Source organism: Paenibacillus zanthoxyli JH29 (assembly GCF_000520715.1).
Lineage (GTDB): Bacteria > Bacillota > Bacilli > Paenibacillales > Paenibacillaceae > Paenibacillus_AQ > Paenibacillus_AQ zanthoxyli.
On record NZ_ASSD01000374.1, the window covers coordinates 1 to 23,424 of the forward strand.

The 23,424-nt window shown below is 50.1% G+C and carries 23 protein-coding genes; 21 read left to right on the forward strand and 2 right to left on the reverse strand.

Annotated elements, in window-relative coordinates; all coding sequences use genetic code 11:
• The 15 genes from L691_RS32830 to L691_RS33960 form a co-directional block, all read left to right on the forward strand.
• Window positions 1–589 (forward strand): P-loop NTPase family protein (locus tag L691_RS32830; RefSeq protein ID WP_036737017.1); only part of this gene is annotated, 589 nt, incomplete at its 5' end.
• Window positions 586–2,061, forward strand: a complete 1,476-nt coding sequence (locus L691_RS0113750) for a P-loop NTPase family protein (RefSeq protein WP_025691081.1) — start codon at window positions 586–588, stop codon at window positions 2,059–2,061. The genes L691_RS32830 and L691_RS0113750, both read left to right, overlap by 4 nt.
• A 13-nt stretch (window positions 2,062–2,074) precedes the next feature.
• On the forward strand, window positions 2,075–3,124 hold the full coding sequence (locus tag L691_RS0113755) for a phage holin family protein (protein WP_025691082.1): 1,050 nt from the start codon (window positions 2,075–2,077) through the stop codon (window positions 3,122–3,124).
• A gap of 10 nt (window positions 3,125–3,134) precedes the next feature.
• Window positions 3,135–4,004, forward strand: a complete 870-nt coding sequence (locus L691_RS0113760; protein WP_025691083.1) for a hypothetical protein — start codon at window positions 3,135–3,137, stop codon at window positions 4,002–4,004.
• 58 nt (window positions 4,005–4,062) lie between these two features.
• Window positions 4,063–4,269: a hypothetical protein gene (locus L691_RS0113765; protein WP_025691084.1), complete on the forward strand. Its 207-nt coding sequence runs from the start codon at window positions 4,063–4,065 to the stop codon at window positions 4,267–4,269.
• Window positions 4,270–4,275: 6 nt separating this feature from the next.
• On the forward strand, window positions 4,276–4,419 hold the full coding sequence (locus L691_RS32025) for a hypothetical protein (protein ID WP_155986912.1): 144 nt from the start codon (window positions 4,276–4,278) through the stop codon (window positions 4,417–4,419).
• 56 nt (window positions 4,420–4,475) lie between these two features.
• Entirely contained in the window at window positions 4,476–4,856 is a 381-nt protein-coding gene (locus L691_RS0113775) for a hypothetical protein (RefSeq protein WP_025691085.1), read from the forward strand.
• 9 nt (window positions 4,857–4,865) lie between these two features.
• Entirely contained in the window at window positions 4,866–5,363 is a 498-nt protein-coding gene (locus L691_RS30700; RefSeq protein ID WP_025691086.1) for a hypothetical protein, read from the forward strand.
• A gap of 173 nt (window positions 5,364–5,536) precedes the next feature.
• Window positions 5,537–6,163 carry a hypothetical protein gene (locus L691_RS0113785; RefSeq protein WP_025691087.1) on the forward strand — a complete coding sequence of 209 codons (627 nt, stop codon included), beginning with the start codon at window positions 5,537–5,539 and terminating at the stop codon, window positions 6,161–6,163.
• 8 nt (window positions 6,164–6,171) lie between these two features.
• A complete protein-coding gene (locus tag L691_RS0113790; RefSeq protein WP_156934235.1) occupies window positions 6,172–8,430 on the forward strand; it encodes a hypothetical protein in 2,259 nt (752 codons plus the stop codon).
• Window positions 8,431–9,043: 613 nt separating this feature from the next.
• Complete coding sequence (locus L691_RS0113795) at window positions 9,044–12,202, forward strand: hypothetical protein (protein WP_025691089.1); 3,159 nt, start codon at window positions 9,044–9,046, stop codon at window positions 12,200–12,202.
• Window positions 12,203–12,374: 172 nt separating this feature from the next.
• Window positions 12,375–14,426 carry a transketolase gene (gene tkt, locus L691_RS0113800; RefSeq protein ID WP_025691090.1) on the forward strand — a complete coding sequence of 684 codons (2,052 nt, stop codon included), beginning with the start codon at window positions 12,375–12,377 and terminating at the stop codon, window positions 14,424–14,426.
• 45 nt (window positions 14,427–14,471) lie between these two features.
• On the forward strand, window positions 14,472–14,789 hold the full coding sequence (gene ppnP, locus L691_RS0113805) for a pyrimidine/purine nucleoside phosphorylase (protein ID WP_025691091.1): 318 nt from the start codon (window positions 14,472–14,474) through the stop codon (window positions 14,787–14,789).
• A 200-nt stretch (window positions 14,790–14,989) separates the two neighbouring features.
• The gene (locus tag L691_RS33955; RefSeq protein ID WP_051459371.1) at window positions 14,990–15,643 is read left to right on the forward strand and encodes a M14 family zinc carboxypeptidase; all 654 of its coding nucleotides are present in this window, start codon (window positions 14,990–14,992) and stop codon (window positions 15,641–15,643) included.
• Between the two features lie 26 nt (window positions 15,644–15,669).
• Window positions 15,670–16,578: a M14 family metallopeptidase gene (locus tag L691_RS33960; RefSeq protein WP_051459372.1), complete on the forward strand. Its 909-nt coding sequence runs from the start codon at window positions 15,670–15,672 to the stop codon at window positions 16,576–16,578.
• Window positions 16,579–16,742: 164 nt separating this feature from the next.
• On the opposite strand, the gene L691_RS0113815 is transcribed toward L691_RS33960, so the two are convergent.
• Entirely contained in the window at window positions 16,743–17,630 is an 888-nt protein-coding gene (locus L691_RS0113815; RefSeq protein WP_025691092.1) for an NAD(P)-dependent oxidoreductase, read from the reverse strand.
• A gap of 321 nt (window positions 17,631–17,951) precedes the next feature.
• Here L691_RS0113815 and L691_RS0113820 point away from each other — a divergent pair, with 321 nt between their 5' ends.
• From L691_RS0113820 to L691_RS0113830, 3 genes are all read left to right on the forward strand, one after another.
• Window positions 17,952–19,307 carry a glucose-6-phosphate isomerase gene (locus tag L691_RS0113820; protein ID WP_025691093.1) on the forward strand — a complete coding sequence of 452 codons (1,356 nt, stop codon included), beginning with the start codon at window positions 17,952–17,954 and terminating at the stop codon, window positions 19,305–19,307.
• A gap of 124 nt (window positions 19,308–19,431) precedes the next feature.
• The gene (locus tag L691_RS0113825) at window positions 19,432–20,064 is read left to right on the forward strand and encodes a YigZ family protein (RefSeq protein WP_025691094.1); all 633 of its coding nucleotides are present in this window, start codon (window positions 19,432–19,434) and stop codon (window positions 20,062–20,064) included.
• A 5-nt stretch (window positions 20,065–20,069) separates the two neighbouring features.
• Window positions 20,070–20,651 carry a TetR/AcrR family transcriptional regulator gene (locus L691_RS0113830; protein ID WP_025691095.1) on the forward strand — a complete coding sequence of 194 codons (582 nt, stop codon included), beginning with the start codon at window positions 20,070–20,072 and terminating at the stop codon, window positions 20,649–20,651.
• Between the two features lie 142 nt (window positions 20,652–20,793).
• Here the strand turns inward: L691_RS0113830 and L691_RS0113835 are convergent, their stop codons facing one another.
• Entirely contained in the window at window positions 20,794–21,195 is a 402-nt protein-coding gene (locus tag L691_RS0113835; RefSeq protein ID WP_025691096.1) for a secondary thiamine-phosphate synthase enzyme YjbQ, read from the reverse strand.
• A 201-nt stretch (window positions 21,196–21,396) separates the two neighbouring features.
• Here L691_RS0113835 and cysT point away from each other — a divergent pair, with 201 nt between their 5' ends.
• The 3 genes from cysT to L691_RS0113850 all read left to right on the forward strand — a co-directional run.
• Window positions 21,397–22,212 carry a sulfate ABC transporter permease subunit CysT gene (gene cysT / locus L691_RS0113840; protein WP_025691097.1) on the forward strand — a complete coding sequence of 272 codons (816 nt, stop codon included), beginning with the start codon at window positions 21,397–21,399 and terminating at the stop codon, window positions 22,210–22,212.
• Complete coding sequence (locus L691_RS0113845; protein ID WP_025691098.1) at window positions 22,209–23,006, forward strand: sulfate ABC transporter permease subunit; 798 nt, start codon at window positions 22,209–22,211, stop codon at window positions 23,004–23,006. Before cysT ends, L691_RS0113845 begins: the two co-directional genes overlap by 4 nt.
• Before the next feature lie 2 nt (window positions 23,007–23,008).
• Window positions 23,009–23,424: sulfate/molybdate ABC transporter ATP-binding protein (locus L691_RS0113850; protein WP_025691099.1), on the forward strand; the 416-nt coding region annotated here is incomplete at its 3' end.

Genomic DNA, 23,424 nt, shown 5'->3' on the forward strand with positions numbered 1-23,424 from the left:
TTACGACCGTAAATCAGCGGTTAGTCTGGACCGGCTCCGCCCGAAGCTGACGGGAAACCGGCTCCACGACGAGGATTTCGATCAATTGATTATGCAGGACGGATACCGTTATTTGCCGGGTAACTTCGATTACTTGAGCGCCCAGGATTTTCAGGAGAACGAGATGGAATATTTGCTAGACCGCGCCTCAGACAACGCAGACATCGTCATTGCCGATCTCGGCTCCGTACCGGAGAGCGCGGCGTGGTATACCGGAATGAGAAAGTCCGCGCTGCGCTTGCTCGTTACTCATCCGAAGCATGAATACAGGCTGGAGCCGCTCATGGATTTGGCGGGACATATGGATCTCACTCCGCATGATTTCAAGCTCATTCTGAACCGCGGCGGTCTGGAGGAGACTGTTTCTCCCAAGAGTATGGCGCTCCGATTCGGCACCGAAATCTTTCTGAATATTCCCTATTATCCGCAAATCTCAGGCACTCTGCCGCTTGGCAAGAAGGACCTGGCTCAGATGGACGAAAAAGTCCGGGGGCTGCTCTCCGTGTTCGGATTTGAGCCCGAGATCAAGAAGAAAGGGATGTTCCTATGAGCAGTCTGGAGGCTCCAAGAAGCGTTGAAACTGTCTTTTCGGCATCAGGATCTCCTTTTTCGCTTAAACAAAGCGTTCTTCGCGGCAGCAGGCCGGGAAAGGAAGACTTCCCTTCTTTCCTGCAAAAAATGAAAAGAGAGATGAACGCGGGTCTGGAGCGGGAGGACGAGGCGTATTTCGAGCTTAACGCCAAGGCGCTGACGGGTGATCCGCAGGCGGTCAGTTTTTTCATGAATGAGATTGAAAAGTACCTGCGCAAGACGCCTTTCACCGGCAGCGTTCCCGAAGCCTATGACACGGCGGCCGAAGCGCTGTTTCACGAATGGAAAGGATTTGGCCCGGCCTACCGTTGGTTCACGGATCGGGCGTACAGCGAATCGACGGGTCTGCAAATTATCGGGCGGCAAATTTTTTACAATGTGAAAGGCAAATTTGTTCCTTATCCGTATGAGATGCCGTCACTGGACCGGGTCGAGCAGTTGAAGCGTTCGCTGCTGAAGAGTGATCCGAACAAGAAGCTGAACAAGGATAATCCTTCCGCCGAGTTCAAAATGGATGATCCGCTCTGGCCCGGCCGATTTATCCGGCTTGCCATTTGGGTTTCTCCCCGGGTGTGGGAGGGCTTTACGACGATTTCCATGCGGCGGCAGGTGGTTGAATTTCTCGATCTGGACGATCAGGCGGGTACGAAGTGCATTCCGGCAGAAGCCGTACCGATGATTCGCGCACTGGCAATGACCTTCCGCAACACAATTATTGCCGGCGCGGTTGGCTCGGGCAAAACGACCTTTGCCAATACGATTGTCGGCGAGCAGTTGCTCGGTTCCGCCTCCTGCATGGGCGTCGTTATGATCGAGAAGCACCCGGAATCGACGCTGCCTTACCAAATTAAAGGGCACCGGATTATTCCCATCCAGGCCGCTAATGAAGAGCTGATGGAAGTCGGCATAGAATCGCTGCGCCATGATCCCAACCTGCTCTATATGACTGAAATGCGGTACAACGAATGGGAATTTTACCTGTGGAGCGGGGAAAAGGGGTACGACGGCATAACGGGAACCTTTCACACTATTGATTCGGAGGATGTCCCTTATCAAGGCGCTTTTGCCGTCTCGACCCGCATTGGCGGAAGTATGAAGGGGCACCTTGTTTCCGCGCTAAAAGCCTGCGAGCTAGTGTTTATTTTGGAAAGCGCAGGAGAAGGGAAAAAGCGGCTGTCGCGCATATCCGAAGTCTTTTATGATGAAGCCCATAGCTCGGTGTTTGCGAACGATCTGATGCGCTGGGAGGAGGAGAGCGGAGATTGGACCTATAATGCGGAAATCACCGAAGGGCTTGCTCTAAAAATGCGGAAGAAAAATACGGAGGCGGCGCAAGCGCTATTGGAGATTTTAGTGCGATTGGCCGAGGAGAAGCCGATGTCCGGACCGCTGAAGGAAAGTCTGAAATCCAGAATCGTGCTGAACGAATAAGGCGGTGATGACAGTGAATGGAGTATTTTACCTGATGCGCTTTGCGCTGCATCTGCTGATCGTCTGGGGGATTTGGCTGCTTATTAAGCCGCTCACAGAACGGGGGATCCGGTATTTTTCAGCCCCAATAACTCACCTGCTCTTTCGCAGAAGGAGGCTACTCGGACAAAAGGCAGGCGGACTCCCAAAAAAACTGCCGTTTTACGGACATTTGGACAACCTGCTCTACTTCACCAAGCGAAACTATGAGCCGGGAATCACCGTGCTGCGGTTCATACTGCAATCCGGTATTTTGGCCGTTGCCGTATTCTTGTCCGGTCAGTTGACGCTTCGCGAGCTTCCTGGACATTTGTCCTTTCATAATCCTTTTTTGGAGGGGGTATCGTTTGACAGCGGCCGTCCTTTGCAGGATTGGTGGCGGCTGCCTCTGTTTCTGGCGGTCCTCGCCGGAATGCTGCCCTATCTGCGGCTGCGGTATGTCTATGCGCATAACAAGGTGAAAGGCAGCTATCATCTGCTGGATGCGGTGAAGATCGCCGCGAAGTTTACGCACCTTCCTGTCGACGCGCTGCTGGGCAAAACCGCCGATTTTTTGGACGAAGACAATGTACTTGTGACCCCGTTAAAAATACTGGCTTCCTCCTTCGCCAATTACAGCAACGAGCATGAGCTTTTTGAGGAAGCGCAGCGTTTTGCCAAATCGGTCGGCACCACTTTTGCCGTTGAATTCGTCTCGGATCTGCTGTATTGCGAGAAGGAGGGCAGCTTTTATCTGAAAAATTCGCTGCTGATGCTGAACCGCTCCATGGAGCAGCAGCGGGAGACGATTCTGACCGTCAAGGCGAACAGCCGCGATGCGATCAGTCTGGGGCTATATGGCAATCTGGTCGTGCTGTTCTTTTCCATCGGGACTTTCATGTATATGCTGAAGCCCGGCGTCTATTTTCGTCTGCAGTTTCAGACCAAAGCCGGTTTGACTTTTCTGATGGTGATTGTCTCAGGCCTGTTTCTGTCCTTTGTGATCAGCAGCGTACTGGCCAAGCCGAAACTCGATTATCACTGAGGAGATACGTATGGATAGATTATTTGCACTAACCGCCGTAATCGGAATCGTCTATCTCGCTTTACTTGTGTTCGTCAGCAGCACGGGAAAAAGGGAGCGGTATATGCTGCGTCTGCAGCAGAGGTGGCAAGGATTCGGTGAACGTCTGGAAAATAGCAGGCTTCAGCAGCTTCTTTATGCCAGCGGCCTGACTGTATCTGCGCGGAAAGTCACGCTGTTTCGTTATGTGGCGGCCTTTCTCTATCTGCTTGTAAAAGTGCTCGGCGACTATATCCGTGGCTTGCCATTTAGCGCATATGATTTGCTGATCGCCGCGTTGATTATCGTCTTTACGAGTCCTGCTCGCTACCTTCCGTTCGGCTGGCTGCTCTCCTGGCTGCATCAGAGATCCGTCGTGCAAAAGGATGGCGAATTGATCTCTTTTCTCCGGCTATATGAGAACAACAGGCTTCGCAGGCGGGGATACGTGCAGTTTGGCGCTTTCTGCGCCGGGGCTGCCGGACATTTTGTCCACATCCGTCATGATTTGTACGAGCTGTCGGAACGGGTGGTCGATGAGGGGCCGGAGCGGGCAATCGAATGGTTTTGCGACCGGTTTCCGGAGGGCCATGCTTTTATCGGCGATATCCGGTCCATTCTGCTGGCTACGGAGGGGATGGATGATGATACGGAGGCCGCTGCTTATTTGCGGGAGCAGGGGAAGATGATTGCCAAAATATCCAGCGACCAATATCTGCGCAAGTGGTCTCTAATTGGGGACATTTCCTCGATCATTAACGTGATTCCGTCGATTGCCACCTTTTTGATGATCGTAACATTAGCCATGCAGTACATTATGCTGATCAAGGGGAATTTTAATGATCTAGGCCTGTTTCAATAAATATTTGTCATATTCAATCAGCATATAAAAAAATAAAATGAAAAGGGAGATATTAACAATGAAAAAAGATGCTATTTCTGCGGGGCTTTTTATCGCAATCGGGTTTCTGTGTGTCGCTATCGTGATCGCCGTTCTGATTCCAGTCGTAAGAGATGTTATAGACGATGCCGACGATAATCGTCCGACCGTGCCGTCAGTCAGTATGACGCAGCCGCTTAACTCTGCCGATCCGACGTCTGACGCACCGTTCAGTCTGGGAGCCTAGCAGCCGATGAAAAAAGATTCGATCTCGGTTGCCTTGTTTCTCGCCATCGGATTTATTATTGCCGGAATCTTCATCACGTCCGCCACTGGGATGATTGGCAGCAGTCAGGATGACATTATTGCCCATACGAAGCAGGTTGAGCAGTACTAGCCGAATTTTTGGTCCTGCCGATCTTACGGCTATTGAAAGGAGTATGCGTTTAGACCATGAAGGCGACTGTTCTCCGGGCTTTGTTTATGTGGCTGGTCTTGTTTATTATTTTGCAGCCGATTTTTACCTACATCGATTATTTGCTGGATTTGCAGGTCAAGGCCAACACCTCTTTCCTTACACAAAAGGCTGCAACCGAAGGAATGGTAACCGCCGGTATGCGAAGCGAGGTCGTGAATAACCTGAAGGCTTTGGGATTTTCGGATTCGTCCATTGAAATTACCAGCGGTTCGGAGACGGTTCAAGAGAGAGAAACGAGACTTGATGTATATGTCAAAGCTCCGCGGATTTCCATGTTTCCGTATAACTTTTCCGGCGGGACGCAGCCTTCGTATTACTACGGCCATGGTTCCATTATGAGCGAATATCTCGATTAAGGTGACATTATGGATTACGTTATCAAGCTTGCCTTTGTGCTGCTGATCTTTATTTATACCTGGTTTTTTCAGGCGCAGAATCAGGAATGGGACATTGAGCGGGAACTGCTTAAACATGCAAACAACATGGCTGTTCACGATGCCGCCCAGGAAATGGTCGAGTCGGAACGTGCGGAAGGACGGCTGATCATCGATCGGGATGCGGCGGAATCCAGTTTTAAGGAAACGCTGGAAGCCAATCTCGGACTGGATGACAGCCTCACTCCCCGCGTCGGCAGCCGCCTTCGTTCCAAAGTGGAAGTCGTCGAATTCAAGGTGATCGATGAATCCTCGGGTGTTGCCTTCCCGTTTCTCTATGAAGACAGTCGTTACGGAATTACGAAGTATATACAAGGACCCTCTGTAATTGCCGTTATAAAAACTAAGCATCCGGTACTGATCGCAACAGCCAGAACTCAGAAAGACATCCAGGTGCCAGCGATTCAGGAGTACAAGTATAACAAGTAGCAGTCTGGAATTAGGGATGCCATTTTGAAGGACAGTGACGCGGTTTGGGTTTGCCATATTTTCCGGATCCGGGCCGCCGCTCATTGCCCTTCAGTTTATCGGCAAGGAGCTTTTGGCTGAACGAGAGTCTTTGCCGATAAATTACACAAATTATTTTATAGGAGAGATCAATAATGAAAAAAACGATTCTAAAAGTAAGTACAGCCGCGCTGCTGCTCACGCAAATGTTTTCGGTGGGGGGAGTAGAAGCAAACACGGTGGACACAACGGCGCCGCGAGTGGCGGCAACGACGATGACTAAGGCGGCAGTTCCAGTTATGACTGATAACTTATTTAAGTATGGTTTGAAAAAGGATGTGGAGCTGCCCGTCACCGTGACGGCCGGGGGGCTGAGTTACACGCTGGAGAAGATTATGATCTATGATTTTAACTCTAAAGAAGCAGTTGCTTTACGGAATACTTATAAATATGGTTCTCAGTCTGGATTGATTGCAAATCCGAAATATTTTGTTTGGACCAAAATCACGGTGAAAAACAATAGCAAAAAAACGGTTGATAATATTGGCGGTGAAAAGTGGACTCTTAGTTTTAAAGGCCTTGGAGAACTTAATAGCGTTTGGGGTGCTACAAAAAGAGGCACAGTCAATGATAAAGAAGCGTTAAATAGACTCATTTTGAAACCAGGACAACAACTCAGTACGTATCAAGCTTTTATGTACGAAGATGGTTTTAAGTATTTTGTTGTTCGTTTATATTTTGATGGGAAGTTTGATGAAAAATTTGTAGTTAGCGAAAAGTAGAGGGTGTAATGAAAAAAATAAAATATCTTCTGGTACTTGTCGTTCTGATAGTCTTCAGCTTTTCAAATTATGCATTAGCTTCAAATACCAAGTCATCTTCGGTTGCTATTCCAATTTCCACAGGATTGGTTGGTTCAGATAATAGTGCAAAAACCTTTTATTTGGAATTACCAAGTGGAGTGAAAAGCGCTTCTATCATGGAAAATAGCCTAAAGTATAACGGAAATAACGAGAAGATTGGGGGGGTCGCTATTGAAAATGGAAAGATAAAAATAACTTTAAAGGGAACGTCGAATACCAAAATTCTCGATAAAGTACAAGGATATAGATCTTCATATGAGTCATTATATAATACTAAAATTTATAATTCGATATGGTTATATTCGGATGGTAGGCGTTGGCAAATTAATGAATACGATGAGTATAATGATCGAATGAAGACAAAAGATGTTAATGCGACCGATGGCTATCCCTCACAGAACCCGCCCAAGACCGTAGTAACGGCTGGGCCATTACGAGAGCAGGAGTATCTTAAATGGTACAACGGTTCAAAGACGGAGGTCATTGATTCACAAGATATTATTGCTTCTTCGATTGTACCTAAAATTTTAAAATACTCACCATATGCATACAAAGAACCTACATTTAAAAATGGAAGAGTTATTATAAATTACTATATCCCTAATAGCGTCAATTGGGAGTCAGAACCGGATGGTGGACTATCAGGCAAAGCAGAAGGTCGGAAATACTTTGCTGAAGTCAGCTACTACTATGAAGCCAAAGCCAAAGTCACCACCTACAGCTACGGTGGAACCGTCACCTTCGACTACGGATTACCGGACGAAGTCACGCTGACCGGTTCCGCCATCCTTGAACAGCCGAATCCAAATCCAACGAAGTTCGAGAACAAGAATGTGCCAGTCAAGATCACCGTAAAAGGTGAGCTTCTGGCATATAAAGATTCTTCTAACATCGAAGAATGGGTATTTTATGCTAAAGAGAAGAACAATGAAGGCTCGCTTAAAACTAAAAAAGTGTACACCAAGACCCTAACCGCAAACGAATCATTTCAATTTGAAATTCCCAAGGCGAAGGTGACAGGGAGCAGCTTTAGTCAGGATTATGACCTAAGCGTAGTTGTGCGGTTTAAGAAACCAGTGGTGACCAAGACGGGAACAATTACCTCCTTGAAGGAATCCTTCTCGGCCAGAGCAGGCGTATATACAACGCCCAATCCACCGGGCGGCGGCTTTCCCGGCCCTTCGTCACCGCCTGATCCCCCGCGTGAGATGAAGCCGCCTATAGCTCTTATCAACGCGCCAAGCAGGGTAAAAGCCGGACAAGAGTTTGAAGCCAGCGGGGCAGGCTCTTATGATCCGGACGGTTTCATTAAAAGCTACTACTGGGATGCTCCGGGCGCTGAAGGGGAACTCATAGATAAGCCACGAGGGACCATTTGGTACGATAAGGACCATTTGGGTGAACAAACGATTGCTTTGACTGTCGTGGATGATGAAATGATGACTGGAAGCACGAGCAAGGAGATCACCGTCATTGAACCTAAGCCGGACGCGCTGATCCGTGCCGAAGGCACGTTGAAGCAAAACCGGAAGGTGATTATACAAAGCTACAGCAGCAGTCCCAAACATTACCCGTTAGTTGCCTCCAAAACCAAAATCACCATCACTGCTATCTCAGGCGGAACCGATGCGGACATTAAATACAGCGGATCTTTAAATGGGGTATTCAGTAAAGAAGCTCTGTTTAAAAAGCCAGGACAATATAAGGCGACGATCTACGTGGAGAATACTTTGGGGCTTTCCGCGAGCAACGAAACAACGTTTGAAATTGTGCCCGATGAAAAGCCATTTGCTTACTTCACCCTTCCCGGTTCGGTTTATCGCAATCCGGAAGACGGGAATAAAGCCACAATTTCAATCGATGACATGTCCTTTTCCCCGGATAAGGATATTGTGGCGCGTAGGCTTTGGGAATATCGGTATGATTCCAACAACAACGGGACCTTTACCGATGAAAACTGGGTGATTTTCAATAATGAAAACTTAAGTAGGCTGAATCTCAAGGTACAGGACGTCGGCCAATACGAAGTACGATTAACGGTATTTGAAGAGTTTGGGCAACCCACGATTGAGGAGTTTGTGACTCAAGCTGATCGGCAGTCTATAAATTCAGATATCACCCAAAATGTAATCGAACGGATCTTCAAGGTGAAAAATCAGGCGCCGGATGTGGATTGGTCACGGTAGAAAGGAAACAATGATGCAAAAGTTAAAAAAAGCCGTCTCAACGTTTATGGCCGTTGTGTTATTGCTTCTTACATTCCCCGAAGTTTTTTCGGGGAATGTTCAGGTAAAGGCTGCAAGCAGTAATCCAAATATTATTAATTTTGTGGATATACGCATTGATCCATTTACTCGAACAAGTCCTTATGACTCAAGTATGGGGAATATTGGTGCGTTAACTTTAGAGATGCCTGGTTTAACGCTAAAAAATGTTCGGTTCAATTTAACGAATAGACATTTGGAATATGATATTGTACCTGATGGTCCATTCATCCTAAAAACAGACTCTCACGTATATTGGTGGGAAAACATGGAACGAAATAGATATGTGACTATTGCCACATGGCTCCAAAATGCTAATACCGGGATGAAGGCGAGGTATACAGCTTGGCAGACTATTGAGAATCCAGGTGCTGGGACGGCCCACACGATGTCATTTGATGTATCCCGCCCTCCTGACGGGGATTCGTATCTAGAATGGAATTATGATGTTCCTAGTCAGGTTGGTATTTATTTTACAGCCCGCGATATTCAATCAGAGCCGGGAAATGCATTGAATGGGTGGAGCAACTTAGTCATGTTTGATGTGACCAAGCCACTCATTATTAATTCGGCCCCATCACTCACTATCACGAGCCCAAGCGAGCAGCAGCTTTTAAATGAGCCGGGCTTCAGCGGAATGAACATTGAAGGATATGTCCGTGATGTTGACAACAATGATCTGGTCGTCAGTGCGGAGATCCCCAATATATTTTATAAGAAAGTGACTATTCCCCAAGCTCTAATCAATAAACCGTTCTCCATTCCCATCGATGTTTTGGGTGACGGTATTCCTCCCGGTCATCATACGATTATTGTCAAAGTTGTCGATCCGTATAATTATAAGGACGAAAAAACGATGACTGTGAATGTCTCCTACAGGCTCAGGAACAAATCCTTTATTTTAATTAATACGCCGGTTGATATCGGTACCAGCTACAAAGATTACGAAGGCGATCCTAAGCATCAGGAACGGTACAGGTACGACCATGATCCGAACTTTTTTGATAATTCAATGGGGATTATTTCAGATAGCGGGCTGTGGCGTTCGGCAAAATATAATTCTTTTCCTTACACCGGAGTATACACCGCTACTTTTCAGGCCAAGGACAATCCTAAAAACGATGACCGATTCGATAACTACCGGCTGTGGAGCCGGGACAATCTATCTTCCATGACGTATCATGTCCACCGTAAACCGGTTGCGCTATTTGCAGCAAAGCTTGTGGGCGGGAGCCTTCAATTAACGGATAGCTCCTATGATCTCGATCATATCACAGCATCCAATAAAGGCTTGATCGCTTGGCAATGGCAGTACAAAAAAACCGAAGCTGAAACGTGGACGGACGGGCAGCCGCCTGCTCAACTGCCGACAACCGAGCAATATGATATTCGCCTTAGAGTGCGTGACATGGATGGGGAAAATGGAGTAGGCGTTTGGAGCGATTGGTGTCTGCGGACAGTGGGCAGTGGAAGCAACCTCCCGCCAATTGCGTTATTCACCGTAAATCCGAATATTGTCTCCTACCGTAAGGCCACTACCATTACGGATAAGTCTTTTGATCCGGATAATGATCCTCTAGATATTTATAGCTGGTCAGTGGTCAAGGATGGCTGGAATACGGTATGGTCGCATTGGGGAGGGCCGACTACGCCGCCCAATATCGCAGCATTCGGGATCGGCAATTATCAGATTAATTTGCAGGTGCATGATAACCGCGGCCTATGGTCGGAAACGTACAGTCAGTCCGTACAGGTAATGAATCATCCGCCGGCAGCCGCATTTTACATGCCGCCTGAAGTGTACCGGGATACGGTCATTACGATGGAAAACATGACTCCTGATCCGGACGAAGACGGAGATAACCTATCCTATTCCTGGGACGCCAGGCTAAATAACAGTCCCTATTATTATGCTGGCAGCAACCGCAATCAGGTCCTGACGATTCGCGACCTTATCGCAAACAACGGCATTTCTCTACAGCAGGCCATTTCGGAGGGATGGGAAATGCGCCTTACGGCATCTGACGGTTCGCTGAGTTCGAATGCCACACGTTTATTCACCGTGAAGAATCATATTCCAACAGCGGCCATCGTAGGTCCGGATTCTGTGTTCAAATATGATACGAAGCAGTACACATCTAATGATGAGGATGGAGATCCTTCAGATGCGGCAAGCTTGCAGTATTATTGGAAAGTCACGGATAGCGACGGGCAGACAACCATTTATCGTACGCCAAACATAGAGATCGATTTCCCTGAACCGGGTGTCTATACGCTAAAGCATTGGGTCGTGGACCAGATCGGCGACAAGTCCAATGTTGCCTCGCTGAAAGTAAATGCTGCGCAGAATTTGGCTCCATTTATGACGTTGACCTCTCCTTCCGGCACTAAAGGCAATCCTACTGTGCTCGATGCCGAGAAGCAAGGAGATCCATTAATCCAGTGGACATACGCCGATCCGGAGAATGACCCGCAGGAAAAATACCGGCTGGAGTTCTTTACAAAAGACAGCCTGTTGGCCAAAACGGTAGAAAATTCGGATAGCACCGGCCTGCTTCGGAAATATCAGGTGCCTAACCTAACATTTGAACGGTTTGAACTGTTCTCCTTATATGGACGTGCCTATTCCAAGAACAGCTGGTCGGAAATCTCCAACGAAAAAGCGTTCATCATCGACAATCCCCCGGTTCCGGGCTTCTCTTTAGTTACAGATACCGGAAAGGATGCAATCCAAACGCCGATTTATCGGACCGATGTGTTGCAAATTACTAGTACGGCTCATGACGACGATCAACCGAAGGGAGACAGCCTGACCTATAAATATTACCTGAAACCGAGTGGGGGAGCTGAGGGCTTAATCAGCGTATCCGACAACTTTACGAAACAATTCACGACCAACGATACCTTTACGATCCGCCAGGTGGTGACCGACTCGCTGGGCTTATGGCGGGAAATCTCTCATGCATTCATCGTAAAAAACCGGCTTCCCGTGGTGAATCTCACCTTTCCGACCAGCGACACGGCAGCCAAGCCGACCATCTCCAGTACGCTGACGCCGATTATGAAATGGAGCTATGCCGATGATGACGGCGATGAGCAGCAGCGGTTCCGGGTGCGTATACTGGATGCGGCAACCGGCAGTATCGTTGTTCAGTCCGGGGATCAAGCGTCAAGTCAGAAGCAGTGGACCGTTCCGGCAGGAGCTTTAGTGGAGAACCATAAGTATGCGGTAGAGGTCGAGGTTTTCGACGGCTTTGATTGGAGCGCGGCCTCACCACGCAAATATTTTTTGGTCAATCTGCTGAGTGTAAAAGGTGGAGTGAAGCACACCGCAGAGTGGAATGCCAACCGGCAGAGCTACAATTTAAAGATATCGGGAGACACGGAGCAGCCGCGTGGTTATAATATATTTTGGGCTGGGGAGAAATTCGTGCTTCAGGCGGACGCTACCGGGCTGCCGGATACGATTGACGTAACGATGGACGGCGGATTTACGGCGCAGCTTAGTCCTTCGGATAGCGACAAGACCTTTTGGACCGGGGAGCTCTATGATCCTTCTTTTGAACATTTGCCGAATGGGCCTTTGACCTTCACCTTTACGGCTAAGAACGAATACAACACGAAGATAGATAAAGTAACGGTTATCATCTCGGAGAATTGGAGCCAGTATTTCCGCAGCCACCGGGTCAAGTAGCGTACTCCTCATGTATCAGCCAGTACCGGTCACCGTATAAAAAAGAAACCAAGTTGCGAAACTTAAAGGTTGGGGCGTCTGGCAGGCAAAAACAATTGGAAATGCTTCCACATTAGTGATACAATAATAGTCAAAATGACATTCTTGAGGTTTATAGAGGAGGACAATTTGAATGACTGAACAACAGGCAAAAGAGCAAGCGATCCACAAGGATGAAAACTCTGCAGTCGACAACCTGGCGATTACGACGATTCGTACACTGGCCATTGACGCGATTGAAAAAGCGAAATCCGGCCATCCCGGTATGCCGATGGGTTCCGCTCCGATGGGCTATCAGCTTTTCGCGAAGACGATGAACCACAACCCGGAGCATCCAACGTGGGCCAACCGCGACCGGTTCGTCTTATCAGCCGGCCATGGCTCCATGCTGCTGTACAGCCTGCTGCATCTCAGTGGTTACGATCTTCCGATGGAGGAACTGAAGCAGTTCCGTCAATGGGGAAGCCTCACTCCCGGTCATCCGGAATTCGGCCATACGGCAGGTGTCGACGCTACGACGGGTCCGCTTGGACAAGGCATCGGGATGGCGGTCGGAATGGCGATCGCGGAAGCGCAGCTCTCCGCTACGTACAATAAAGATCAGTATAATGTAATCGATCACTATACTTACGCGATTTGCGGCGACGGCGACTTGATGGAAGGGATTTCCTCAGAAGCTGCTTCGCTTGCTGGTCATCTTAAGCTTGGCAAATTGATTGTGCTGTACGATTCGAACGACATTTCGCTTGACGGCGAGCTGAACCTCGCATTCTCCGAAAATGTTGCCAAGCGTTTTGAGGCTTATGGCTGGAATGTGCTTCGCGTGGAGGACGGCAACGATCTTCCGGCAATCGGCAAGGCAATTGAGGAAGCACAAGCAGTCACAGACAAGCCTACGCTTATTGAAGTGAAGACCGTGATCGGTTACGGCAGCCCGAACAAGCAGGGTAAAGGCGGACACGGCGGTACGCACGGCTCTCCGCTTGGCGCCGAAGAAGCGAAGCTGACGAAAGAGTTCTACAAATGGGTATATGAAGAGGATTTCTATGTGCCGGAAGAAGTCCGCGCCCTTTTTGCCGAAGTGAAGGGAAAAGGCGTCGCAGCTAACAAGGCATGGGACGAGAAATTCGCGGAGTATAAGAAGGCTTATCCGGAACTGGCAGTACAGCTTGAAACCGTCCTGAGCGGCGATCTTCCGGAAGGCTGGGACGCCAAGCTGCCGCTATACACAGCGGAAGACAAAGCCGTATCCACCCGTGTGGCTTCCGGTAATGCCCTGAACGGCCTGGCTGCGGGCGTGCCTCAGCTGTTCGGCGGTTCCGCTGACTTGGAAAGCTCCACAATGACCCACCTCAACGGCCTGGCTTCCTTCACGCCGGAGTCGTACGACGGCCGCAATATTTATTTTGGCGTCCGCGAATTCGGTATGGCGCCAGCCATGAACGGCATTGCGCTTCATACCGGACTCAAGGTATTCGGCGGCACATTCTTCGTCTTCACGGATTATCTGCGTCCAGCGGTCCGTTTGGCTTCCATTATGAAGCTGCCGGTTACTTACGTGCTGACTCATGACAGTATCGCCGTCGGCGAGGACGGACCTACGCATGAGCCGATTGAGCAATTGGCATCCCTGCGCATCATTCCAGGGCTCACCGTTATCCGTCCGGCCGATGCGAACGAAACGTCCGCTGCATGGGCCTATGCGGTGGAGAATAAGGAGAATCCGGTAGCGCTCGTGCTTACCCGCCAGAACCTGCCGATTCTGCCCGGTACGGTGGAAGGCGTCCGCGAGAACATCAAGCGCGGAGGCTATGTTATCTCCGATGCTAAGAACGGCAAGCCTCAGGCGCAAATCATTGCCACAGGTTCCGAAGTGCAGCTTGCTGTTAAAGCCCAAGCGGCTCTGGCCGAAGAAGGCATTGACGTCCGCGTAATCAGCCTTCCAAGCTGGGATCTGTTCGAGAAGCAGGACAAGGCATACCGCGACTCCGTCATCCTGCCGGATGTCAAAGCACGTCTTGCGATTGAAATGGCTCAAACCTTCGGTTGGGAACGCTATGTCGGTGATCAAGGCGATATTCTCGGCATCACAACATTTGGCGCTTCCGCACCTGGCGACACAGTCATCAAAGAATATGGCTTTACTGTGGAAAATGTCGTTAACCGCGTGAAGGCTTTGCTGTAGAATAATACTTTGAATGATCGGGAATTCAAGGGGGAAGAAAAAGAGATGAGTCAATTTAACAATGCAACCATTCAAAAAGAAGCCAACGTTTACTATGATGGAAAAGTAACCAGCCGCACGGTGATTCTGGAGGACGGCCTCAAGGTTACTCTTGGAATCATGCTTCCTGGAGTGTATGAGTTCGGCACGGACGGCCCGGAAACGATGGAGATTTTATCCGGAAAGCTGAAGGTGCTGCTGCCCGGTTCGGAAGCATGGCAGGAGATTGACGGCGCGGAAACCTTCCATGTGCCAGGCAATTCGAAATTTTCACTGGAAGTATTCACGGTTACCGATTACTGCTGTTCTTACCCGAACCTGTAAATTACAGAGTGAACATGTGGAAGCTCCGCTTAAATGCGGGGCTTTTCTTTTTTCATAAAGGCGAGAGTCCCACAGGATCTGTTGCTTTCCATGGCTCTTTGGATGTGAAGGCTAAGATGGTGTATTCAAATATTCAAAAATAGCAGGCCGGAGACGATGAATATAATGATAGATTCATACATCGATCTAAGGGGCTGGAAATGCTGAAGCTAATGCCGTACAAGTCAATCCATTATTCTATTATTCTATGCCACATTTTACTGCTATTTGTATTTATCTTTCAGCCCGGCAGGGCTCAGGCTCAGGGTCAGGCCGATATCGTAAATCCGAAACAAGTCTATTCCTATTCCATTATGAAGCGGGATATTGACAAGCTGGCAGCCGCGTATCCCGACCTGGTGTCCGTTCAGACCTTGGGAAAGACCGCTTACGGAAGAGAATTATGGGCTGTAAAGCTTGGCCGCGGGGAGTCTGTGCTGTTCCTGAACGGTTCTCATCACGCCTGGGAGTGGATGACGACCACGCTGCTGATGAAAATGATCGATACATACGCTCAAAGCTACGATCTCGACAAACCGGTTGGACCCTATGATGTCAGGGAGATACTGGACCATGTCAGCATTTGGATCGTACCGATGGTCAATCCGGACGGGGTAACTCTTTCCCAGCAGGGTACCGCCGGTTTGCCGAAAGAAACATCCGCATTGCTGAACCGCTATAACAGAGGCAGCCCTAACTTTATACGGTGGAAGGCCAATATGCAGGGGCTCGACCTGAACCGCCAGTACCCGGCGAATTGGAGTACGATGAAAAATGCGGTCAATTACCCCACTATCAAAATTACAGAGGGATAAAGCCTGTTCAGGCGCCTGAAGTGAAAATGATGATGGATTTTACCTATAAAATCGATCCGGATATCACAGTTTCTTACCATAGCTCTGGCGGAATTATTTTTTGGCATTATCATACACTTGCCGCTAATCTCACGCGCGACAAGGAGATTGCCTCCTCGCTAGCACGGTTAACCGGATACGATCTTGTCCGGCCGGAAAAAAATCCCTCGGGAGGAGGCTATAAGGACTGGTTCATTCAGGAGTTCGGGCGTCCGGGATTTACCATAGAAATCGGAAAATACGCGGGAGAGGGCAGCCTGCCGCTGAGCGCCTTCGGCAATATATGGGCTGAGAACAGGCAGGTTCCATTGTATACGGCTTCGCAGGCATACAAACTTTGGCTGAAGCGGCAGAGTGTTCAGATTCTTAATCAAAAAATGAGCCTGTTCGCAGAAACACCGGTTTATCCAGGGGCGGGAGCAACCGCGTCTTCCTTCGTTATTGGTCCGCAGGAGGTGTTAACGCTTGCGCGCAAAGGCGACTGGTACCGCATCCAGACGGAAAGCGGCGCAGGGTGGATTCATCCCGCTCCCGGAAATTTCGGTATTGTGGAAGAGATTGATGCGGAAGCCGATATCAAGCTAAAAACCGCGTTGCGCAAATATCCTGATGCTTTTGCACCTAAGGTGGCCTTTTTGTCCCAGCAGAGTGTGAAAGTGACGGGCAGGTTCGGCACTTGGCTGCGGGTCGCTTCAGGAGAAGGAAAATGGTGGGTTGACGGACGCGAAGCGGTTCTCCGCTGGCCTGTGGAACCCGCGGGGACGGACAATGCGGGAGCAGCCGCTGCGCCTGAGAGCGCCGAGCCGGATAGCCGGGAACCGGAGATGACGCCGGCAGCCTCGCCGGCGCCTATACAGCCGCTTGGCGCAAGCACTAGAGGCGTCTCAGTGCAGTAGATGCCGCCGGTTTCCGTGAAATCTGCAAGCCGGTAAATTAAGTGTTCCCGCTTGAAGCTATTCCGAAAGCGGAAGATACCAAAAAACAGACTGCCTCTATGCAGATCGATATGCTGCATAGAGGCAGTCTGTGCTTTTTTCTAACATGATTGCGAAACCTATTACTATTCGCCTATTTTTTGACCAATCCAGGCTTCATAGGTTTTGACGACGGCTGAGAGGTCCTCTTCGCCGTATCCCTGGGAGTAGCCGGACTGAAATAGGCTTTTGGCCAATTCGAGCGCCGGAGTAGGCACACCACTCGCATCACTCAGCGCCGATGCGAGCTTCAGATCCTTCAGCATGAGCTCCAGGGAGAACTGGTTGCTGAAGTCGCCCTCGATAATTTTGCGGCCCTTCAGTTCAACCTGCTTGCTTCCGGCTGACCCGTTCCGTATCAGATCTAGAAATTTATCTGCCGGCACGCCGGACTTCACCGCGATGGAGAAGCCTTCGGCAAGCGCGATATTATGGATGCCGACCATCGCGTTGTGGGCCAGCTTCGCCGCCGCGCCGCTGCCGTTCTCGCCCATGTGCAGCAGGAGCTTGCCCATAGCGTCAAACACATCGCGATTGGCTTCAATAATATCGGCGCTGCCGCCGACCATGAAGACGAGCGTGCCTTCCACGGCGCCCGGCTTGCTGCCGGTTACCGGAGCGTCAAGGAAATGCCCCCCCTTGCTTTCGACGGCGGCCGCAATTTCTTTGACCAGCCCCGGCGAAATCGTGCTTGAGTCGATCACTACCGCTCCCGGCTTCAGAGCTTCCAGAATCCCTTCCGGCCCGTAATAAATTTCGCGGATCGAATCGTCATTGCTGACCATGGTAATAATAACGTCCTTGCCTTCCGAGGCGGCCTGCAGAGTAGTGGCTGCAGTGGCGCCTTCCTTGACCAGCGGATCACATTTTGAAGCGGTGCGGTTGTACACCGTTACCTGAAATCCTGCCCGCAGCAGGTTGGAAGCCATAGGCGCTCCCATCGTACCGAGTCCGATAAATCCGATTTGTTTCATAAAATTTCACACCTTTGCTATTAGAGGTAGCAGAAGAACGGAAATAACTGCGGAAGAAGGACTAGACCTGTTCCGAAATCAGCATTTTCCCCCGGACTTCCAGCCTAATCTTTTTCATTTTAGCACGAGCTGGAGAGAGGTTCCAACCTGAAAAAGCCGCTCCTGCAAGGGAAACGCTTCCGTCTAGGTTCCGTGTTATTCAAATTGATCCTTTTGCCTGTGCCATAGGACCTTGCCAGTCCAGTGAAATTAAAGTATCCTATTATAAAGTTGTTACAATTCGTGTCAAATCGAAAGAGAAACAGGAGGGTACCGTTACCGATGTCCAAAAAAATCAGTTTTGATTACAGCAAAGCCCTGTCTTTTATTAACCAGCACGAAATCGACTATTTTGCAGCGCCGATCAAATTGGCCCATGAGCAATTGCATACCAAGACCGGCACAGGCTCTGACTATACTGGATGGATTGATCTTCCGCACGATTATGATAAAGAAGAGTTCGCCCGCATTCAGGCGGCAGCTAAGAAGATTCAGAGCGACTCCGATGTGCTGATCGTTATCGGCATCGGCGGCTCTTACCTGGGAGCCCGCGCAGCGATTGAATCGCTGACCCATTCTTTCTATAACAATCTGGAGAAGGGCAAGCGGAAGACGCCTGAGGTTTATTTTGCAGGAAACAATATCAGCTCCACTTATCTCACCCATTTGATTCAGCTTCTTGAAGGCAAGGATTTCTCCGTTAACGTCATTTCCAAGTCCGGCACGACGACCGAGCCCGCGATTGCTTTCCGGGTATTCCGCGCAGAGCTTGAGAAGAAATACGGCAAGGAAGAAGCCCGCAAGCGGATCTACGCTACAACTGACAAAGCAAGAGGCGCGCTCAAGACGCTCGCTAACGAAGAGGGCTATGAGTCGTTCATTATTCCAGACGATGTGGGCGGACGTTATTCCGTACTGACTCCCGTTGGTCTGCTGCCGATTGCCGTTGCCGGCATCGACATCGAAGAAATGATGAAGGGCGCAGCCGCAGCCGCTGATGAGTTCGACAATCCGGATGTGGCGACGAACCAGAGTTATCAATACGCCGCTGTTCGTAACGCGCTCTACCGTAAAGGCAAGACGACGGAAATTCTCGTAAACTACGAGCCTTCCCTGCACTACGTATCGGAATGGTGGAAGCAGCTGTTCGGGGAGAGTGAAGGCAAGGACTTCAAAGGCATTTATCCTTCCTCCGTGGATTTCTCGACAGACCTGCACTCAATGGGACAATTCATCCAGGAGGGCAACCGCAACATTTTTGAAACGGTTATCCAAGTGGATCAAGTTCGGGAACATATTACAATCGAGAGCGATCCGGACGATCTGGACGGACTCAACTTCCTGGCAGGGCAGACCGTGGACTTCGTGAACAAGAAGGCGTTCCAAGGCACACTGCTCGCGCATACGGACGGGCAAGTTCCGAATCTGGTGGTCACCATCCCGGATCAGACACCTTACAGCTTTGGCTATCTCGTATACTTCTTTGAAAAAGCCTGCGGTATCAGCGGATACCTGCTCGGCGTCAACCCGTTCGACCAACCGGGCGTAGAAGCGTACAAGAAGAACATGTTCGCGCTGCTCGGCAAGCCGGGCTATGAAAAAGAAAAAGCGGAGCTCGAAGCAAGACTTACCGAGTAGATTGCAGCTTCTCACCTCATAACACACCACAGTAATTCACCAGGGAGCAGTCCAGAGGTAATCCAATACCGCGGGCTGCTCCTCGTATATCTCAAGATCACAGCGAATAAGGAATGAATGAATAATGCTGGAACAATACCGGACGGTGCGGTCTTCCGGTTCCAAGGAAATCGTTATCCGCAAGTCTCGCTTTATCGGACATGTCATGCCGGTTGAGACAGAGGAAGAAGCGGTTCAATTTATAGAAGACATAAAGAAGAAGCATTGGGACGCCACGCATAACTGTTCCGCGTATATGATTGGGGAACGGGACGAAATTCAGAAGCAGTCTGACGACGGGGAACCGAGCGGTACGGCTGGGAAGCCTATTCTGGAAGTCATCCGGAGCCAAGGCATCAAAAATGCGGCAATAGTCGTTACACGTTACTTCGGCGGAATATTGCTTGGAGCGGGCGGTCTGATTCGGGCCTACACGGACGGCGCCGTACTGGCGCTTGAAGCCGGCGAAGTTATCACCCGTGTTCTGCACCGTGAAGTATTTGTGGAATTGGATTATACCTGGCTCGGCAAGGTCGAGAATGAACTGAGGGGCCGGGGGATCAAGACCGGCGAAACGGAGTTCACCGACAAGGTCAAGCTGACATGCCTGCCGCGGAATGAAGAAGCCGATGCCTTTAAGGCATGGATAACGGATTTGACCCAGGGACAATCGGTAGTAACGGAGGGCAGACAGCTTTACTACAGCGAAGGGGAATAAAAATTATGGCTAGAAGAGCAGTGGAACAGGAGTTGTCGAGGGAAAGGATTCTGGAGGCGGCAAGGCACCTTTTCATTACGAAGGGTTATCGGGCCATCTCCATGCGCAGCATAGGTCAACATTTGGGGTACAGCCATGGATCCCTATATTATCACTTCAAGGAAAAAGCGGAGCTGTTCTATGCCATTGTGGTTGATGACTTCAATCATGTGGCAACGCTGCTCGGCGAGGCGATGAACAGACCTCCGGAAGAAGGAGTAGGCAAGGTGGAACAGCTGATGCTGGAATTTATCCGCTTTGGGCTGGACCATCCGTATCAATACGAAATTATGTTCATGATCCGTGATGAGGAACTGCTGGCTTACTGTCGGGCGGAACAGGGAAAATGTTTCGATCTGTTCTCCGGCATGGTGCGCCGCTATCTTAAAGAAGAGGGCTATGTGCCCGAAGATTGGCAGAGTGTGCCGCTGACTTTGTTCCTGTCTGCCCACGGATTTATCTCTTACTACATTCAGGACCGAATCAAGTTTGACGATGTGAAATCGGCGGCTTTATCGCATGTCCGGGTGCTGTGCCGCAGTTTGTAGTGTGTTTTTTTCCTTTTGCGCTTTACGGCTGTGCATTGGTAATCGAGTACTCCTCTGCCCTGTAAAAGCAAAAGTTGCCGGACAAGTAGAAGACCGATTCGGCATCTTACTCCGAAAGCGGCCTTTTACTTGTGCCCGGAAACTATCCTTCAATGATCTTCACATAATACTGCCTGCGCCTTGGTCCGTCGAACTCGCAAAAATAAATGCCCTGCCATGTTCCCAGCAGCAGTTCCCCTTCATGGATGATGATGCTCTGGGACGGTCCGGCTGTAATCGATTTGAGATGCGACGCCGTATTGCCTTCCGCATGACGGTACTTTGGATGCTCCCAAGGATATACCTCATCCAGACGCATCAGCACATCATGCTTCACGTCGGGGTCGGCATTCTCGTTAATTGCAATGCCGGAGGTTGTGTGGGGGCAATATACAACCGCTATTCCGCTCTGCACGCCGCTTTTTCTTACATAAGAAATAACCTCTCTTGTGATATCCCGCAGTTCATCCCGCTTGCTTGTTGAAATCTCGAACGTCTGAAGCATGGCGGCTTCCCCTTTCTTAAAATCGGTTTCAAGCCCTTTCAGGAACTATTTTAACCTAAAATGGCTCAAAAGTAATTGACGGTGGCAAGAGGTCAGTGGTAAAGTATTTATAATTATTAAACCTAGTATATTAATAGGAATTATTTATCGGCACATGGCTAGTATACCGACCCGTCAACCGGAGGTAGGAGGACTTATCTGTTGAATTCGCTGCTAAGATACAAAGGATGGACCTGGGGATTCCGATCCACGATTTTGCTGTATTTTGTCGTATTAATCGTGCTTCCTATTCTCGGCGTCTACTACAACTCATTTTCGCTTGGTTTCACAAATTTTGTTGAAAGCATTTCTGACCCGATTGCCTGGCGATCTGTGCTGCTTACGCTTCGACTGGCGCTTATTGCCGCCACTATCAATGTCGCCCTGGGCACGATGATCGCCTGGGTGCTGGTCCGCTACAAATTTCCCGGCAGGCCGCTGCTGAACAGTATGGTCGATCTGCCGTTCGCTCTGCCGACTGCCGTCGGCGGACTGATGATTCTGCTGCTGCTTGGACCGGGAAGCCTGATCGGCGGAGCAGCGGAATCACTGGGACTCGAGATCGTCTTCCATCAGCCAGCGATTGTAATTGCAATGGTCTTTGTAACGTTCCCTTTTGTGATTCGGGCGGTACAACCGCTGCTGGAAGAGCTTGACCCTTCCGAGGAAGAGGCGGCCTACACGATGGGAGCTAAGGGCATCCGGGTATTCCGGCAGGTTATTTTACCGGCGATGGCACCCGGTATGATCGGAGGCGGCATGCTTGCCTTCTCTAGAGCGCTGGCTGAATTTGGGGCGGTCGTACTGGTAGCGGGAAATATCCCGGGACGCACGCTCGTCTCGTCGGTCTTCATCTACGGAGAGGTGGAGAGCGATAACGGGGTCGGCGCCGCAGCCGTATCCATCATTTTGCTGACCTTGTCGTTCCTGATCCTCTGGCTGATCAATGTAGCGCAGATGAGGGGGAGAAGACGATGAGACGGCTGTGGATTGGACTGACATATCTCGTTTTCTTTCTGCTGATAGCCGCTCCCCTGGGCAAGATGATTACGGGAGCCTTCGGCAAGGGGCTTTCCGGATTCTGGGAGGCGCTGACGAGGCCGGAGGCGCTGCATGCGCTGATGATGACCGCTCTGGTTGTTATCACGGTAACTTTGCTGAACACGTTGTTCGGTATAATGACGGCTCTGTATCTGGTTCGGGCCGAGTGGATGGGCCCCCGGCTAAAGAGCCTGCTCAACAGTATTGTCGATCTGCCGTATGCGGTGTCGCCTGTCATCGGCGGATTGATGATCGTCCTGCTGCTCGGTCCAGACAGCGCGCTCGGGGCGGTGTTTGAACATATTGGCTTCAATATCGTCTACGCCTTTCCTGGGATGGTCATCGCCACCCTGTTCGTCACCTTTCCGCTGATGGTCAGGGAAGTGATGCCCGTTCTGCAGGAGATCGGCGGGCAGCAGGAGGAAGCCGCCTCAACGCTCGGCGCGTACGGGTGGACAACCTTCTGGAAGGTGACCTGGCCTTCGATTCAGTGGGCGGTCATCTACGGCGTCATTCTCACGGTCGCCCGCTCGCTAGGCGAATTTGGCGCCGTGCTGGTCGTCTCGGGCAATATTATGAACAGGACCCAGACCGCGACGACGCTGGTTTACCAGGATGTCGAGAACTTTAATGTAACGGCGGCGGGCGGCGTCGCGCTGGTGTTGGCCGCTTTCTCGGTAGGACTTCTACTGCTCATGGAATGGAGCAAGAAAAGAAAGGAAGTGCGTTAATCATGCACGTGGAAGTACGCGGTCTGAACAAGCATTTTGGTAATTTTCATGCGGTAAAGGATGTCAACTTTGAAATTACGAAGGGCCATTTAATTGGACTGCTTGGCCCGAGCGGCGGCGGCAAAACGTCGATCCTGCGGATGCTGGCGGGCCTCGAAACGCCGGATGCCGGCGAAATTGTCTTCCATGGTCAGGTAGTCAACAATCTGCCGCCGCAGGAACGCGGGATTGGCTTCGTGTTCCAGAATTACGCGCTTTTCAAGCATATGACAGTATTTGATAATATCGCCTTTGGGCTGAAGGTGAAAAAAGCGAATAAAAGCTTCATCCGCGACCGTGTCATGGAACTGGTGGAGCTGACGGGGCTTAAAGGCTTCGAGAAGCGGTATCCGCAGCAGCTGTCCGGCGGACAGCGCCA